The 14,654-nt window shown below is 39.5% G+C and carries 19 protein-coding genes; 11 read left to right on the top strand and 8 right to left on the bottom strand.

The genetic code is table 11. The features are described from left to right. The first annotated feature begins 19 nt into the window (after positions 1-19). Together VV089_RS06275 and VV089_RS06280 are read left to right on the top strand one after the other, a co-directional pair. Complete coding sequence (locus VV089_RS06275) at positions 20-811, top strand: SDR family NAD(P)-dependent oxidoreductase (protein WP_334335308.1); 792 nt, start codon at positions 20-22, stop codon at positions 809-811. Then, entirely contained in the window at positions 808-1,053 is a 246-nt protein-coding gene (locus VV089_RS06280; protein WP_172541527.1) for a hypothetical protein, read from the top strand. Before VV089_RS06275 ends, VV089_RS06280 begins: the two co-directional genes overlap by 4 nt. A 445-nt stretch (positions 1,054-1,498) precedes the next feature. On the opposite strand, the gene VV089_RS06285 is transcribed toward VV089_RS06280, so the two are convergent. Genes VV089_RS06285 through VV089_RS06295 form a run of 3 tightly spaced genes read right to left on the bottom strand, consistent with a single transcriptional unit; the run spans position 1,499 to position 2,265 of the window. Beyond that, positions 1,499-1,678, bottom strand: a complete 180-nt coding sequence (locus VV089_RS06285; protein WP_172541529.1) for a hypothetical protein — start codon at positions 1,676-1,678, stop codon at positions 1,499-1,501. A 12-nt stretch (positions 1,679-1,690) separates the two neighbouring features. Further along, on the bottom strand, positions 1,691-1,951 hold the full coding sequence (locus VV089_RS06290) for a DUF3847 domain-containing protein (RefSeq protein WP_442891487.1): 261 nt from the start codon (positions 1,949-1,951) through the stop codon (positions 1,691-1,693). 5 nt (positions 1,952-1,956) lie between these two features. Next, positions 1,957-2,265, bottom strand: a complete 309-nt coding sequence (locus tag VV089_RS06295) for a sigma-70 family RNA polymerase sigma factor (protein WP_334335309.1) — start codon at positions 2,263-2,265, stop codon at positions 1,957-1,959. Positions 2,266-2,376: 111 nt separating this feature from the next. Here VV089_RS06295 and VV089_RS06300 point away from each other — a divergent pair, with 111 nt between their 5' ends. The 5 genes from VV089_RS06300 to VV089_RS06320 all read left to right on the top strand — a co-directional run bounded on the left by VV089_RS06300 (position 2,377) and on the right by VV089_RS06320 (position 5,628). Next, positions 2,377-2,823 carry a nucleotidyl transferase AbiEii/AbiGii toxin family protein gene (locus VV089_RS06300; protein WP_334335310.1) on the top strand — a complete coding sequence of 149 codons (447 nt, stop codon included), beginning with the start codon at positions 2,377-2,379 and terminating at the stop codon, positions 2,821-2,823. 506 nt (positions 2,824-3,329) lie between these two features. Next, complete coding sequence (locus VV089_RS06305) at positions 3,330-4,004, top strand: helix-turn-helix domain-containing protein (protein ID WP_016288531.1); 675 nt, start codon at positions 3,330-3,332, stop codon at positions 4,002-4,004. Between the two features lie 190 nt (positions 4,005-4,194). Further along, positions 4,195-4,653, top strand: a complete 459-nt coding sequence (locus VV089_RS06310) for an RNA polymerase sigma factor (RefSeq protein WP_334335311.1) — start codon at positions 4,195-4,197, stop codon at positions 4,651-4,653. Continuing rightward, the gene (locus VV089_RS06315) at positions 4,625-4,849 is read left to right on the top strand and encodes a helix-turn-helix domain-containing protein (protein ID WP_334335312.1); all 225 of its coding nucleotides are present in this window, start codon (positions 4,625-4,627) and stop codon (positions 4,847-4,849) included. Before VV089_RS06310 ends, VV089_RS06315 begins: the two co-directional genes overlap by 29 nt. Before the next feature lie 347 nt (positions 4,850-5,196). Further along, positions 5,197-5,628 (top strand): hypothetical protein, encoded by a 432-nt coding sequence (locus VV089_RS06320; RefSeq protein WP_334335313.1) that lies wholly within the window; start codon positions 5,197-5,199, stop codon positions 5,626-5,628. Positions 5,629-5,866: 238 nt separating this feature from the next. On the opposite strand, the gene VV089_RS06325 is transcribed toward VV089_RS06320, so the two are convergent. From VV089_RS06325 to VV089_RS06335, 3 genes are all read right to left on the bottom strand, one after another. Next, entirely contained in the window at positions 5,867-6,103 is a 237-nt protein-coding gene (locus VV089_RS06325) for a helix-turn-helix domain-containing protein (RefSeq protein WP_016220388.1), read from the bottom strand. 5 nt (positions 6,104-6,108) lie between these two features. Then, on the bottom strand, positions 6,109-6,528 hold the full coding sequence (locus tag VV089_RS06330; RefSeq protein WP_016300188.1) for an RNA polymerase sigma factor: 420 nt from the start codon (positions 6,526-6,528) through the stop codon (positions 6,109-6,111). A gap of 150 nt (positions 6,529-6,678) precedes the next feature. Then, on the bottom strand, positions 6,679-8,367 hold the full coding sequence (locus VV089_RS06335; protein WP_016229956.1) for an ABC transporter ATP-binding protein: 1,689 nt from the start codon (positions 8,365-8,367) through the stop codon (positions 6,679-6,681). Positions 8,368-8,663: 296 nt separating this feature from the next. On the opposite strand from VV089_RS06335, the gene VV089_RS06340 reads away from it, so the two are divergent. Continuing rightward, complete coding sequence (locus VV089_RS06340) at positions 8,664-9,938, top strand: IS110 family transposase (protein WP_334335314.1); 1,275 nt, start codon at positions 8,664-8,666, stop codon at positions 9,936-9,938. A gap of 180 nt (positions 9,939-10,118) precedes the next feature. On the opposite strand, the gene VV089_RS06345 is transcribed toward VV089_RS06340, so the two are convergent. Both VV089_RS06345 and VV089_RS06350 read right to left on the bottom strand, forming a co-directional pair. Then, entirely contained in the window at positions 10,119-10,742 is a 624-nt protein-coding gene (locus VV089_RS06345) for a TetR/AcrR family transcriptional regulator (RefSeq protein ID WP_016220391.1), read from the bottom strand. A gap of 222 nt (positions 10,743-10,964) precedes the next feature. Further along, positions 10,965-11,549 (bottom strand): helix-turn-helix domain-containing protein, encoded by a 585-nt coding sequence (locus VV089_RS06350; RefSeq protein WP_016220392.1) that lies wholly within the window; start codon positions 11,547-11,549, stop codon positions 10,965-10,967. Positions 11,550-12,020: 471 nt separating this feature from the next. On the opposite strand from VV089_RS06350, the gene VV089_RS06355 reads away from it, so the two are divergent. The 3 genes from VV089_RS06355 to VV089_RS06365 all read left to right on the top strand — a co-directional run bounded on the left by VV089_RS06355 (position 12,021) and on the right by VV089_RS06365 (position 14,557). Beyond that, a complete protein-coding gene (locus tag VV089_RS06355; RefSeq protein ID WP_442891539.1) occupies positions 12,021-13,082 on the top strand; it encodes a replication initiation factor domain-containing protein in 1,062 nt (353 codons plus the stop codon). Continuing rightward, a complete protein-coding gene (locus VV089_RS06360) occupies positions 13,082-13,285 on the top strand; it encodes an excisionase (RefSeq protein WP_016300190.1) in 204 nt (67 codons plus the stop codon). The genes VV089_RS06355 and VV089_RS06360 overlap by 1 nt, the downstream gene beginning before the upstream one ends. 78 nt (positions 13,286-13,363) lie before the next feature. Further along, positions 13,364-14,557 carry a site-specific integrase gene (locus VV089_RS06365; protein ID WP_334335315.1) on the top strand — a complete coding sequence of 398 codons (1,194 nt, stop codon included), beginning with the start codon at positions 13,364-13,366 and terminating at the stop codon, positions 14,555-14,557. Positions 14,558-14,654: the final 97 nt, after the last annotated feature.

A 14,654-nucleotide genomic window follows, 5' to 3' on the forward strand; every position in this document is an offset into this window, starting at 1 on the left:
ATCGAAGGAGGATTATCAAATGGTTCAGGAAAAAGGAAAATATACAGTCATCACCGGGGCAAGCTCTGGCATTGGGTATGAAACGGCAAAGGCATTTGCAAGGCGGGGGAAAAATCTGGTCATAGCAGCGAGGCGCACGGATAATCTTAAGATGCTGAAAAAGGAGATATTGGAGGAATGCCCGGATTTGGATGTTGTTATCCGAAGTACGGATTTATCCGTTCCGGAAAATGCGTACCAGTTTTATGAGGGGCTGAAAGATTATGTGATAGAGACGTGGGTGAATAATGCAGGTTTTGGAAATTATGGCAGCGTGGCAGATCAGGACTTGGGAAAAATCGGGGCAATGCTGCATCTGAATATAGAGGCGCTGACAATACTGTCCTCCTTATTTGTCCGTGACTATAAGGATGTAGAGAGGACACAGCTTATCAATGTATCTTCTTGCGGAGGCTATACCATTGTGCCTACGGCTGTGACATACTGTGCGGCGAAGTTTTATGTCAGCACTTTCACGGAGGGGCTGGCGTGGGAACTGAAAGAGACAGGGGCGAAAATGAAAGCAAAAGTGCTGGCGCCTGCGGCGACAAAGACGGAATTCGGCATGGTGGCAAATAATGTCAGTGAATACGACTATGATAAATCTTTCGGGACATATCACACAAGCAGGCAGGTGGCCGGATTCCTGCTTGAACTGTATGACAGTGAAAAAGTGGTGGGGCTGGTAGACAGGGAGAGTTTTTGTTTCCGGCTGGCTGACCCGCTGTTTCCCTATGCGGGAAACTCGGCACATAATCAGCAGCGTATGTGAAAATAGGTATTTATGAAGAATGCCGTAACTGTACTAAAGATGACCGCCGCTATGGTTTTATTCCATATGCGGCGGTCTGCCATTCACGCAGGCAGGCCCTTTTTCCTATTCAGAAAACCGATGAATGGCGAAAAACTTTAGACCTGTTTTGGGATTTTTTTAGGAGAGAAAAAGATTTCCTTCCCTTTCAAATAGGGTTTCGTTCCCTCGCGGCTGACTGCGCTAAAATTCTGCCGATATAAAAAGTAAAAAGAACTGCCCGTGGGGAAGCTATGCTCATAACAATCAGGGAATCTGGCAGTTCTTATCAAATAAAAGTTTTCCGTTTGCAGGGAAACAGGGGAATGTAAGCAAGGGAAATGAAAAAGCAATAGCAGACCTGCTCTCCGGGCGCAGGAAAAATTCTTATGGCATAGAAGGCATGAGGATAACAGGCAGGACAGATTGGAAAAGGGTCATTAACGTATCGGATGAAATTTTTGCGGATGAGAGCATCACGTCAATGGTATCGGGCGAGGTAAAAGGACTGGACATGAGGATATAATCTTTACACCTTATTCCGCAGAGGCGCAAAAACCCATGCGCCCCTGCCGGGGGTAATTTGGAAGGAGGTGAATGTCAGTATGGGATTTGACCGGGGAAGTTAGGCGGTATGTCTGCATGGAGGTAACGAACTGCTCGGACTTATTACGAGGGAGCGGATGCGGCTCTGAACGACAGCTTTCTTGTGTAATCGTGGGTCATGCTGTTCCACTCGTTCACCAGCTTTTCACCGCTCCGATAGGCGGCAGCGCCCCCATCGCATCCGAAGGACGCAACAGCCCCCGGCAGGGTGCACGACACGGGGACGGTGTATAAGTGCACCATTCGGACTGAGGATTACTCCGCAACCTCGTTTTTGGACGCTTTTTCCGCCAACTTCTGCGCTCCTGGCAGGCGGGAGAGAGCAATCAGGAACGCTTTGACTTCCTCGCCCTCCATGTTGACAACGGTGGGGAAAACAGCCTCCAAAATGGCCCCGCGTCCGATAAGCCGGTGCGTCCTGGCCCGGTGTTCCTCGCTGCGCTTTCGGTTCAGCAAAATCTTTTGCTGGTTCTGCAACTGGCCGATTTTCTTCTCAACCTCCTGGGGCTTGTCCACGGCTATCAATCCTCCTTTTCCAGCCAGCCATTTTTGGCGAAAATCTTCTGCAATTTTTTGAGTGCGCCGGTCACGATGTCACAGGCACAGCTCCCACTGATACCCTCGTCCGCCGCAATCTCCCGAAACTTTTTCTTCAAGGCATACCGGGCATGGAGCCGCCGCGCCTGGGTGGGGGAGAGCTGGGAGATGGCCTCCGCCAGACGTTCCAACAGAAGTTCTTCAGCGGCTTCGTCAATCTCCTGGATAATCAAATCTTCCGGGGACTGCACCAGGAACATGGCATGGTTTTCAATGCCGGGGCTGCAATCCATGCTGTAAACATGGTAGTAACTTTTCCTGCCCTCCTGCCGGGGCATTTACAGGAAAGATTTGAGAAGTATCGGGATTGGGCGTTAGAGTATTATGAAGAGTAGGTGATGCGTGTGGACTTGATGGAATTTTTGTACAGAGTAATGGAAGAACTGTCAAACGCAGGTACACCGATTGTCTTTAAAGGGGCAATGGTTCTAAATCTTGTAATCAGAGAAAATAACCCGTCAAAAGTAGAGAGAATGACCAGAGATATTGATGGTGACTGGGTTGGAGAACTTCCAACGATGGAGGAAATGGAAAGGGCATTGCGTAATGCAGTACAAAAAATAGATTCATCTTTAGACGTTCAGATTAATAGGACATATGGCGAACGAAAATCTGCAGGTTTCAAAATCGTCAATGAAATGGGAGAGAAAATCACAGGTGCCAGTTTGTCCAAAATGCTGTCAGATAAAATATATGCAATTTCAAGTGAAAATGTGTGTAGAAGAATGAAAGATGTGCTGGATATTTATGTAATGTCTTTCATTACAAAAATTAATGCTCATGTACGGTAAAGAAGCAAGCAACCGAAAACAAGAGATAGACCGCCAGCACCACACTATTCCGAACCAAAGAAACCAAAGACCAAAAGACAAGCATCATGGAAATGTGCATAACAGGCTATGGAATCATGGATAACTCTATTCACAGCACATGGAAAAGCTAAAGTGCAGCTTTCCCACGTCCTGCAAACAGAGTTACCCACAATTCCATAAGACAGCCAGTTATACACATTCCCACGAATGCCGACTGCTACGGAATCCCTCTCATTCTTTCATTCACTCAAAATATATGGCATTTCTTTTTTGAAAGATTGAATTGATGTACATAAATAGACCTCTCCATAGTAAGATACGAAGAATTAACCCCGTAAGAGATTAAATATTTTCTGTATAGAAAAGCATTACATAGAGTAAAAGTGGTATCGCAACTTCAAGTTGCGAAAAAGCACGACAAAATTGGTGGTATAATAAAGAGTATAGGTTAAAATAAAACCATCAAAAATAAGGAGGGCATACAAATGGTGTTTGCTGATAAATTACAGAGTTTGCGAAAATCAAAGGGATTGTCGCAGGAAGAGTTGGCTGAAAAGTGCAATGTAACAAGACAGTCCGTTTCAAAATGGGAAACAGGTTTAGGATACCCCGAAACGGAAAAGTTATTGATACTTTGCGAAATATTAGATGTTGATTTAGACTATCTTATGCGAGATAAAACTGCAACAGCAGAAGATTGTAGCGTACAAAGGGAAATATCGTCTTATGAATCTTATGTTGGAAAATGGGTGCGGATTTTTTTGAAAGACCGAGAGTTTAACGGTTTGCACTGCGTTGCTCTTGTATCAATTCAGAAGTCATATTTAATTATTATGAATGACAAGGGTAAGCTGGGATTTATAGACGGATATTCTGTTAGCACCATTTCTGATTTTGTTGATAAGAAAAAGCAAATGAAGCTACCACCTATTCCAAGCAAAGAATCCATTAAGGATATTGGCAATTACCTTGTAGGGAAAAGATGTGATGTGAGATTGAAACAAAATAATTTGCTTTTGGGATTAGGATTTAATAAACCCGGAGGATTTTATTCAGTAACTATTGAAAACATTTCCAATGATGAAGTGATTGCTTGTGATTTGAATAAATGTAAGTATACCAGCAGATTATCAGATGTTTTATATATCAAAGAATGCTAAAAACAAAATTCTAATAGGGGAAAGTCAACAGAAATATGAATATTGTTTTATTCTGCTATTGATAACAGCATCAAGTATTATTATCGCTATTTAGAGGGACGATAACAAAAAGTGTTGCCGCCCCTCTAAATTATAAAAATGTATCCATAAACCATGCACCGCCCTATGTGGGAGAAAGGGGGAATCGTATATGCCTTATGCAGAAGCATACAGAGAACACATCATGTATACTTTCAATGGCTATTGCAAGACCGTCATACGCTTTGCGGCTATCAACGCATGGCGTGACAGAAGCAGACGGCGGCAAAAAGAAATATCCCTTGAATACCTCACAGAAGAAAAGTTTTACCCTTTAGGCACAACAGACGAATATTTTGAAGCACCTTATGAAGAATACCCCATTACGATATGCGGTCAGACAGTTATCCTTACCAATGGGGAACTTGCCGCCGCCCTGTTATCCCTGCTGGAAAGAAACCGGGAAATCATTTTCCTTTACTTTTTCGGGAATTATACACAACAGGAAATCGGGAAAATGTACGGACGCTGCCGGAGTACGACCGGGTATCTAATCCGCAGGACGTTAAAACTCCTGCAAAGGAAAATGGAGGTGTTTTCACATGGGGAATCCGAACCTTTTGTCCTATGAAACGATTGTCCGGGCGACCAGTGGCGAGCCGGAAGCCGTGGACGAGGTTTTACGACATTACAGCAAGTGTATCCGAATCGCCGCCATTGAAAACGGGCATATTGATAGGGATACCGAGGACAGCATAAAATCTCGGCTTGTTGCCGCCCTATTCAAGTTCCGTTTTGATGAACAGCCATACCGAAAAACTGAATAATTATCGCTACATAAAACGGCACACCAAGACAGGAAATCAAAAAAGGTTTCCTGTTTTTTTGCGCCTTTTTTTGGCATTTTCAGAAATCGCCAGTATTATGCCGTGCAAAGGGGGATAAAAAGAAATTTCTCAAAATTCCCGCCTATTCCGGCTTGTGCGGTTTTGTAAGGAATAGAGGGAAATTTCCGCAAATCACCGTCATTTTTGCTTTGCGTGGTGTTGCAGGTAGTAAGGGGAGAAATATCGCCGCAGCTTTGGTAAAATCCCCGCTTGCGGCACTAAAGGTATCAACATACATAGTGCATAATTTGTGTAGAGAATATACTTATAGACAGGGAGCTTTAACGATGACATTAGATTTCGGAGGAAGAACAATTTCACCTCAGGAACATAACAATGTATATATACAAGAGGCGCAAAATTTTGAAAAAAAGGCATATATACCTTTGGCCGGAGATATAAGTATAGATGAAGCCATTGATGGCTATAAACGTTTTTTTAAGACACCTTTTAAATCAGGATATAAGGAATATGAAGATTTCGTATTGATTTGTGGGCTGACACGGGACAAAAAACGAATTGAAGACGCTTTAAATTTCATTTACAATGAACTTAAAACGTGGGAAGACTGGCGCTTTGGAGAACCGAATGGTTTTTGGGATATGTTCAAAGATTTGGAACAGCGAGCATGGGAGCCAGATGAATTAGAGAGAATTGCAGCGGCAGAAATTATAAAGCATAAGCTTGAGAAATTGCCGGTACGTAAAACTTTATTTTGATAATTATGATTTTGAGGAAGAATTCTAATGGATGAATTAATAAATTATTTATATTAATTTTTATATAAGTTTTTGAATTATCCGCATAAACACTATACTTATAAGCAATTTCATAATTGCAAAAACATTCATTTTACCACGAATTTACCACGATTGAATGAGCCTTGATATGACAATAAAACTGATAAGGGAGATAGCACATGAAAGCTGTGTATCTCCCTTTGTTCATGCTAAATGACTACTTTACTCTGATTTCAAACTTCAAGATAGCTTTCATCATTTCCGCATGGATTTCTCCTTTTAATTCTTCATCAACTTGCATAAGTAGAGCACCATTTGCGTGATAGCATGGTCGTAAGCATACTTTGGAGATATAAGCGTTATAAAAATCTAATATTTCTCTGATTGCCTTTTCATCTCCGCTGGTCGCTTTGCAAATGAGGTTATAAGAGGGATAACCATAATTTTTTTTCATTTGTTCTATTTCCTTTCGTTTAATAACTTCTGTAATTTCTTTAGTCCTCTATCCCGTCTGCTGTTAATAGCAGAACGTGATACATGATACAATTCTGAAATTTCTCTGTCATTCATGCCTTGAAAGAAATGTAACAAGATAGCAGTACGCTGTTTTTCTGTCAATTCTTGTAAAGCTATACCCAGCTCTTCATTAGATACACGAATTGTAAAATTCAAAACTTGAAATGATGTAAAATCAAAAAAATATTCATCGTTTATGCCATGTTCAACACGTTTCATTTCAGACAATTCACAAAACAAAATTTCATGCCTAGAACGTCTTGCAATTTGTCTTCTGTGGCTTGATAATGTACCTTTTATCAAAATCATCATCAAAGCATTAAACTGTAAACAAACAGCTTTCTCAAAAGAAGATGTTCCCATAATCTCACCCCCTTTCCGCAAAAGCCTAAATATATAAACGGAAAATATTAAATACCGTTTATACCGTTTTAGAGGATATATAGAAAAGAGTGGTGCTATGAAAAAAGCCCGAACAAAACATATAGTTTGTACGGGCAACACATTATTACATTATTCTTTTTTTATTGTAAGGTATTTTAAAAAGCGTGACGGTACGCTTGTAAGTTCTTCAAAAGTACCTCGTTCAATAATCTCTCCATTTTCCATATAAATAATATTATCGTATAATTCTAACAGTTCTTTTTTCAAATTATGAGTAATGGTAATGATTGTCAAGCCCTCTATCTTTAACAAATGATTTTCAATGTCATAGGCTGTCTGCATATCAATAGCAGAAGTACCCTCATCTAATATCAGAATGGGTTTGTTTCTTATTAAAGCACGTGCTACTGCAATCCTTTGCTTTTGTCCTCCTGAAAGATTAGAGCCGTTTTCTCCTGCTTCATAGAGTAACCCCTCTGGAAGTTTTTCGATAACGTCATTTAAACCACTGGCTTTTACAGCCTTATCTATGGACTCTTTGGAATAGTCTTCATGTAGGCAAATATTATCGTAGACACTCTCATTAAACATATAGATATTTTGGTGAATGATAGAAGATAGTTGAACAATATCATTTTCATTCATCATATTTAAGTCGGTATTGTCATAAAGGATTTTTCCGCTATATTCGGTGTAATATCCAGCCAAGAGTTTCACTAAGGTTGTTTTCCCACAACCACTTTTTCCTACGATTACATATTTTTTTCCTTTTTCAATATGAAGATTTATCTTGTCTAAAACTCTGTTTTGTTTCTCATAAGCAAAAGATAAATTGCTGATGGAAACAACGCTGTTAAATGTAGCTGACTGCTTTTTTGGTACTTCATTCAATTCATATTTGGATAATACTGTAAGCTTTTCTATAATCGGTTGTATGCTTTTGATTTTTGGTATATTCGTAAATATCATAATCAACGGATTAGCTAGATTACTGCTTACTTGTACCATACCCAACAGAGTTCCCACAGTTATACGCTCTGTAATGATAAAATAGGCAGATAGAAACAGAACAACTATTTGAACCATGAGTGCAAGAAAGGAAGATAAGCCCTCATTCAATGCAAATAATTTGTCAACACTATATTTAGTATGGATTGTATCACTATTTTCTTTATCGAATTTTTGTATTACATATTGTTTCATCGAATAAGATTTAATAATTTCAAATCCAGATAAAATATCTTTTAATTTGGTTGTAAAATCTGCTAATTGTGAAGAAAGTGTATTTTGCCTTTTTTCCAACTCTTTACCTAATAGACTTGGAACAAGAAACATCAAAGTAATTGCAACAAATACAACGATAGTTACAATAACATCAAAATAAATCATCAATACAAAGGAAGAAATAAAAATAACAGTATATTGAACTACTTCAAAGAATGGGAGTAAAAAGTTATCTTCTATCATTTTTACGTCATTTGTAATAATGGATAGATAATCGGCAGTATTCCTTTTTCCGAAATCTCCCATACTTTGACTAACTATCCCTTTAAATACATCAGTTCGAATTTGCTTAATGATTTTGCAAGTAATCCTTTTGCTAAGCAAGGATTGAAGATATAGAAAAATTCCCAGCATAACAAAATAAAAAATGGAGAACAAAACCATTGGAATAAATTGTTGCATATTCTTTTCCACAGCTATGTCTAATAATTTCTGTAAGAGTACAGCCATAAATACATACCCTAGGGAAGCAATTATGCTTGTTAAAATAGTGAAAAGAAGTAATACCTTGTTTTGTTTCATGTATATTTTCATAAAAATCTCCATTCCGCCGCCTTTCAGTTGGCGGCACAAATAGTAATGAAAGTTTTCCGAACCTCTACTTTGTGCGATATAATAATTCCCAAGAAGGTATACTACAAAGCACGGTAGGAGGAGTTGTAAAAACTTTCTTCGTTTTAGACAGCATAAAAATCAGTGTAAGTTCTGCCTTTTCAAGCACAAATGAGTGGTATTATGAATCCGTACACTAAGAATTGTTTAAGCGCCTTAGTTTAATTGTGCGGCAGTTCAGTCAATGGCTTCTTATCTTTTTCGAAAGGAGTCTAACTATGAAAGTTACTTACCAAACCTGTTGTGGTGTCGATGTTCACAAATCTTTCCTCGTTGCCACAATCATTAAAACTACTGGTGGTATTGAGCCTTCTTATCAAAAGAAACGGTTTTCCACCTTCAACAATTCCATTCTTGAATTCAAGCGGTGGCTGTTAGAGAATAACTGCCGTGATGTCTGTATGGAATCTACCGGTAAATATTGGGTTCCTGTCTTTAACCTCTTGGAAGATGAAATAAATGTCACGATTGCTAATCCCAAATGGGTAAAAGCTGTTAAAGGCAACAAGGATGACACCAAGGATTCTAAATGGATTGGGGATTTGTTCCGTCTTGGATTGGTGAAAGGCAGTTATGTCCCTTGTAAAGCTGTCCGTATTCTTAGAGAATACACAAGGTATCGCTACAAGCTTGTTTCCTGCCGTTCCAGTGAAAAAAATAGATATCAGAACGCACTTACTGTTTGTAATGTCGCTTTAGATTCTGTTGTTTCCAATATCTTTGGGAAGTCATCCACATCCATTATTGACTATCTGCTTGAACAATCGGGTACATCCATTAACCACGAAGAAATCGCATCTAAGCTTCTTAGGAGCCTCAAATCCAAAGAAGATGCTGTTATAGAATCCGTCGAAGGATATCAGATGACTGATGCCCAAAAATACCGTATGCGCCTCGTCCGCGCACATATGGATTATATCACAGCTGAAATCAATGATGTAGACTCTATGATTGAAAAATTGATTTCTTCTAACACTGACTATGAAAATGCTGTCAAGTTCCTCTGTACCATTCCGGGTGTCAAACGTGATAGTGCAGTCACTATCATCTCCGAAATCGGTATTGATATGTCTCAGTTTTCAAGTTCCAAACGTTTATGCTGTTGGGCTGGCCTTACACCCGGCAGCAATGAATCTGCTGGTAAGAAGAAGTCTGTTCGGATCACACGTGCCGGTGTCTACCTCAAACCTGCATTAGTACAATGTGCTCATGCAGCCGTAAAATCCGACAAATCTCCTTATTACAAAAAGAAATATGATTCGCTTGTTAAACGCCGTGGCAAAAAAAGAGCCATTATTGCCATTGCCCGCATGATTCTTACCGCCATCTACCAGATGCTGTCTGCTGGTGAGCTGTGGAATCCGAGCGATCTTTACAAAATCGATATGCCTGTAGCTCTTGTTGAAAAACAAAAGGCAAAAGCTATCAAGCAAGCCAAGAAACTGTTGCAACAAGAAGGATTACTTCCTCCTGACGAACCATTAGCTTCTTGATTTAATTTCCTAACTCTATAACACTTCAAAAAGTTGCCTGCCCTAGACAGCTTATTAAAGTGCACCTATTTATGGTCTTCCTCTACTTTCTTTCACACTATCCTCCTTAATCATAATTATACATGGTGTATGTATGTATAATTCTAAAAATAAAATTGCCTTTCGACAATCTTATTTTTGCTAAGCGTTTTCCTTACATAATCTAACTACTTCATCATCAATTATCGGAAGCCCCAAATTATCCATGATTTTTTTAATCATTAAAAATTTTTCCCATGCTTCATCTTCTGTCACCATATATATGGTGGGTATTGACCAAAAGTTAGTTAAAAGGACAAATAACTCTGCTAATAGTCTTGAATGTTTTGTTTGTATAGAACCGTCTTTTATTCCTTCTTCTATTAGTTCTTGATACATAGGAACTAGCTCTTTGTTACTTTCTATCAATTTCTTTAAAAAAGCAGGACTTTCCATAAGCTGCATAGAAGCAATGCTTAATTTATGGTGTTCTGTATCATCAAAAGATGTCTTCATAACAAATTTTAGTTTTTCTAAACCATTTAGCTCTTTATGTTGTTTTGCCTTTTCAAAAGGATTTATTTCATCAAAAAGTTTTTCGCATAACGCTTCAAATACTTCCTCTTTGGACTTAAAGTGATGATAAAAAGCACCTCTTGTTAAGCCTCCCATTTCTGCTATAATGTCTAATACTGTTGTTTCTTCATAACCTTTTTCTAAAAACAATTTTAAAGAAGCATCTAAAATTTTTTGAATAGTTTCTTCAGGATATTTATTACGTGGCAATCTTGCACCTCCTCATACATACACTTTACACGTATACATTATCATGCAGTATGCACGTATGTCAATATTTTTTTGTTCAATGCAACATTCTTATTCTTTATTCCTCTTGATTACCTCAAAACAGTAAAGAAAAAGTCCTGTCAAGAGCCTTGCCACCGTAGGTGGTGCTTGCACTCTTGATCGGACTTTTTGTTTGCTGTATCTTCTGTGAGAGGATAAAGGCTATTCATCTTCATCATCAAAATTCATATTTACGATAACCTTGCCTTTGCCGAATGGAACATAAGGGTTCATGTGCTTGTGTCCCTCAGTGCTTTCCCCGAACATATCAAGGCTGTAAAACTCATCATAGCGGTCTAAAATCTTCTGAAATTTCAAATGCTGGACAAACTCTTTGATTGGGTAAAGGTCAGACGCTGTGATGTCTTTGCCATTGATGTAATCCGTGATATACTCCCGTAACTGCTCTAATTCATAGTCCAGCCATTCTTCCTCGCTGTCAAAGAAGTTATCATAATGACCGTGTTTCAATTCAGCGTTTAATCGTTCTTCCCCTCTGACAAACTGACAGACTTCTTTCTCTATGTGAGAAGCAAATTTCCATGTGCCTGACAGCATTTCATTCGGTGCAACTTCTAACACCGCCATTATCTTTTCCAGCGTTTCAAAAGTAGGATAATTCACACCTCTTTCAATCTTGGAAAGGCTTTGTAGGTTGATACCGATAGCGTCAGCAAGTTCTTGCTGTTTCATTCCCTTTAGTTTTCTGACCGTCTGTATATTTTGTCCCAAATGCTTATAATTCATGGAATATCTTCTCCTTTCAATCACTTTATAAGCCTATCATACTTATTATTTTTGGAAAAGTCAAGAAAAAGTTCTTGACAAGTAATTCTATTGGCGTTATTATCATAGCAGATAGAGTGATTAAGCACACTAGGGTCAATCACACGCTTGAGTAAGCATTTAAAGAAGATATTTTCACTTTGACAGCATGAATGAGCATGGACTGTCAGACTGAAAATCGTGGTTTCCAAAAAGGGCTGGCTGGACGGGGCACGTCCCCCAGACGTGTTTCGGACAGACAGTTCCTTTTGGAAAGGCAACGCCGTAGGCGTTGGGCAAGGGCGTATATGTAACACCGCCCTGCGTATACATGTCATAGTACCTAGAAACTGTGATAAATAAAGGAAAATTTGCAATTTATACCCCGCAAAAAATCGGGAAGTACGAAAGGAGTAATGCAGTATCGCAACACACGAAAATTTATCCGTTAAGATTGATTACATCAGCATTGTATTTGAAACTGCAACCGCTGAAGATGTAATCACACACATTTTAGATTTACCGCCTGACATTTTCAATGTTTATCCGGCAACCGTAAAATTCAAGACCTATCAGACACGTTGGGAGATTGGAGATATTTATGTATCGGGCGACGCAAAAAAGACAGAGGACAACCCGAAAGGACTTGGCTGTTATCTTGTGATGACGGGCAGAGGGTGTGATGATATTTTTCAAATCCTCGACAGCAGAAATGCAACCTTTGGAGATATGTTCCGACGCTGTGAACTAAGATACGGGCTGGATAATTTCCATTTCACAAGGCTTGATGTTGCCATAGATGATAAGAACGAAATACCATTCTTTACCGTAGAGCAGATAAAGAAGAAATGCGAAAAAGAGGAATTTATCGCAAACAGTGAGGGCTATCACTTTGATGAAAGCAAGTTTGATGATTTTGATACCGCAAAGACGGTTTATATCGGTGCTGGAAAGTCGGGATTGTCCTACCGTTTTTATGACAAAGACAAGGAAGTTTGTTCAAAATACAACAAGACACTTGAGGAAGTCGGCAGTTGGAAACGCACAGAAATGCAACTGCGTGATGATAAGGCTCATGCCTTTGCCATGACATTTAAGGACAGACCGCTGGAACTTGGAGCATTGGCTTTCGGTTTGCTGGCGGATAATCTACGCTTTGTTGTGCCAAATAAAAATGAAAGCAATAAAAGCAGATGGAAAACGTGTCGGTTTTGGGAAAGGTTTTTAGGGGCTGTGGAAGTCTTGAAACTGTGTATGCCAAAACCACATAATTCCCTTGAAGAAACACAGCAGTGGCTTACAGAGGGTGGCGTGATTTCGGCAGTGAAAAGTTTTTACTTCTTGGAAGAACAAGACGCATTAGGCGGATTGGAACGGGTGGAAACCATGCTGGATAAAGCAAGATACAGCAATTCTCTTTCCAGCAAACTGACCGCCCATTTACAGAGGATAGACCGCACTGACCTTATCCCCTATATTCAGTTTGACACGAAACACGGGAAAGGGGGTATCTGATGAATAACAAGGATATTCCCGTATGGGAGAAATACACCCTTACCATTGAAGAAGCGTCAAAATATTTCCGTATTGGAGAAAACAAGCTGAGAAGATTGGCAGAGGAAAATAAGGACGCTGGCTGGCTCATTATGAATGGCAACCGCATACAGATTAAACGCCGACAGTTTGAACGTGTCATTGACAAATTAGACGCAATCTAATGCAAATGAGCCTTGTATGTGTTATGATGAACACAAGTCATATCAAGGCTCTTTCCAACAAGGAAAGGAGCAGACACCATGAAAGAAAAAAGGCGGGATAACAAAGGACGTATCTTGCACACTGGAGAGAGCCAACGAACAGACGGAAAATACTTATATAAATATGTAGACGCATTTGGAAACACAAGATATGTGTATGCTTGGAGATTGACACCAGCAGACCCGACACCAAAGGGAAAACGGGAAAAGCCCTCACTTCGTGAAATGGAACAGCAGATACGACGTGATATGGAAGATGGTATTGACAGCAAGGGGAAGAAAATGACGCTTTGCCAACTGTACGCCAAACAGAACGCACAGAGGGCAAATGTGAAGAAAAGCACACAGAAACAAAGGGAACAACTTATGCGGTTATTAAAAGAGGATAAGTTAGGTGCAAGGAGCATTGACACCATTAAGCCCTCTGACGCTAAGGAATGGGCGTTACGCATGAAAGAGAAAGGTTTTTCCTACAATACTATCAACAACCATAAACGCTCGTTAAAAGCGTCATTCTACATCGCCATACAAGATGATTATGTGAGGAAGAACCCCTTTGATTTCAAACTAAGTGAAGTCATAGAAAATGATACGAAAGAGAAAGTTGCATTGACAGAGGAAGAAGAACAAGCCTTACTGTCATTCATCAAGACAGACAATGTGTATCATAAGTATTATGATGAAGTGCTGATACTGTTGAAAACGGGACTTCGTATTTCTGAATTATGTGGGCTGACAATGGTAGACATTGATTTCAAGAATGAGGTTGTCGTAGTCAGCCACCAGCTATTGAAAAGCAAGGAACAGGGCTACTACATTGAAACGCCTAAGACCAAAAGCGGAGTAAGGAACGTGCCATTGAGCAAGGAAACCATTCAGGCATTTCACAGAGTGATGAAGAAACGCCCAAAGATAAGGTCAATGGAAATAGACGGACATAAGGATTTCTTGTTTGTCAATTCCAAAGGCAAACCAAAGGTGGCGATTGATTACACAACATTATTTGTCCGTATGGTAAAGAAATATAACAAGCACCACAAGGACAAGCCCTTGCCACATATCACACCGCATACGCTACGCCATACGTTCTGCACAAGGCTGGCAAGCAAGAATATGAACCCAAAGGATTTACAGTATATCATGGGGCATTCAAACATCAGTATCACGATGAACTGGTATGCTCATGCGTCCATAGATACGGCAAAATCAGAGGTTCAGCGTCTAATCGCATAAAAGTATTTACCACGATTTTAACCACGTTTGATAGGAAAAATATAAGAAGTTAGACCTTGATATGTGAGGTTTACCACTAATACAAAATGCCCGAATA

The organism is Candidatus Merdisoma sp. JLR.KK011 (genome assembly GCF_036941125.1).
GTDB lineage: Bacteria > Bacillota > Clostridia > Lachnospirales > Lachnospiraceae > Laedolimicola.

Excerpts from the sequence above, each read along its gene's own strand:
- VV089_RS06275 (WP_334335308.1), top strand. The coding sequence starts at position 20 with ATGGTTCAGGAAAAAGGAAAATATACAGTCATCACCGGGGCAAGCTCT.
- VV089_RS06285 (WP_172541529.1), bottom strand. The coding sequence starts at position 1,678 with ATGGTGCACTTATACACCGTCCCCGTGTCGTGCACCCTGCCGGGGGCT.
- VV089_RS06295 (WP_334335309.1), bottom strand. The coding sequence starts at position 2,265 with ATGGATTGCAGCCCCGGCATTGAAAACCATGCCATGTTCCTGGTGCAG.
- VV089_RS06305 (WP_016288531.1), top strand. The coding sequence starts at position 3,330 with ATGGTGTTTGCTGATAAATTACAGAGTTTGCGAAAATCAAAGGGATTG.
- VV089_RS06310 (WP_334335311.1), top strand. The coding sequence starts at position 4,195 with ATGCCTTATGCAGAAGCATACAGAGAACACATCATGTATACTTTCAAT.
- VV089_RS06315 (WP_334335312.1), top strand. The coding sequence starts at position 4,625 with ATGGGGAATCCGAACCTTTTGTCCTATGAAACGATTGTCCGGGCGACC.
- VV089_RS06320 (WP_334335313.1), top strand. The coding sequence starts at position 5,197 with ATGACATTAGATTTCGGAGGAAGAACAATTTCACCTCAGGAACATAAC.
- VV089_RS06325 (WP_016220388.1), bottom strand. The coding sequence starts at position 6,103 with ATGAAAAAAAATTATGGTTATCCCTCTTATAACCTCATTTGCAAAGCG.
- VV089_RS06330 (WP_016300188.1), bottom strand. The coding sequence starts at position 6,528 with ATGGGAACATCTTCTTTTGAGAAAGCTGTTTGTTTACAGTTTAATGCT.
- VV089_RS06335 (WP_016229956.1), bottom strand. The coding sequence starts at position 8,367 with ATGAAAATATACATGAAACAAAACAAGGTATTACTTCTTTTCACTATT.
- VV089_RS06340 (WP_334335314.1), top strand. The coding sequence starts at position 8,664 with ATGAAAGTTACTTACCAAACCTGTTGTGGTGTCGATGTTCACAAATCT.
- VV089_RS06350 (WP_016220392.1), bottom strand. The coding sequence starts at position 11,549 with ATGAATTATAAGCATTTGGGACAAAATATACAGACGGTCAGAAAACTA.
- VV089_RS06360 (WP_016300190.1), top strand. The coding sequence starts at position 13,082 with ATGAATAACAAGGATATTCCCGTATGGGAGAAATACACCCTTACCATT.
- VV089_RS06365 (WP_334335315.1), top strand. The coding sequence starts at position 13,364 with ATGAAAGAAAAAAGGCGGGATAACAAAGGACGTATCTTGCACACTGGA.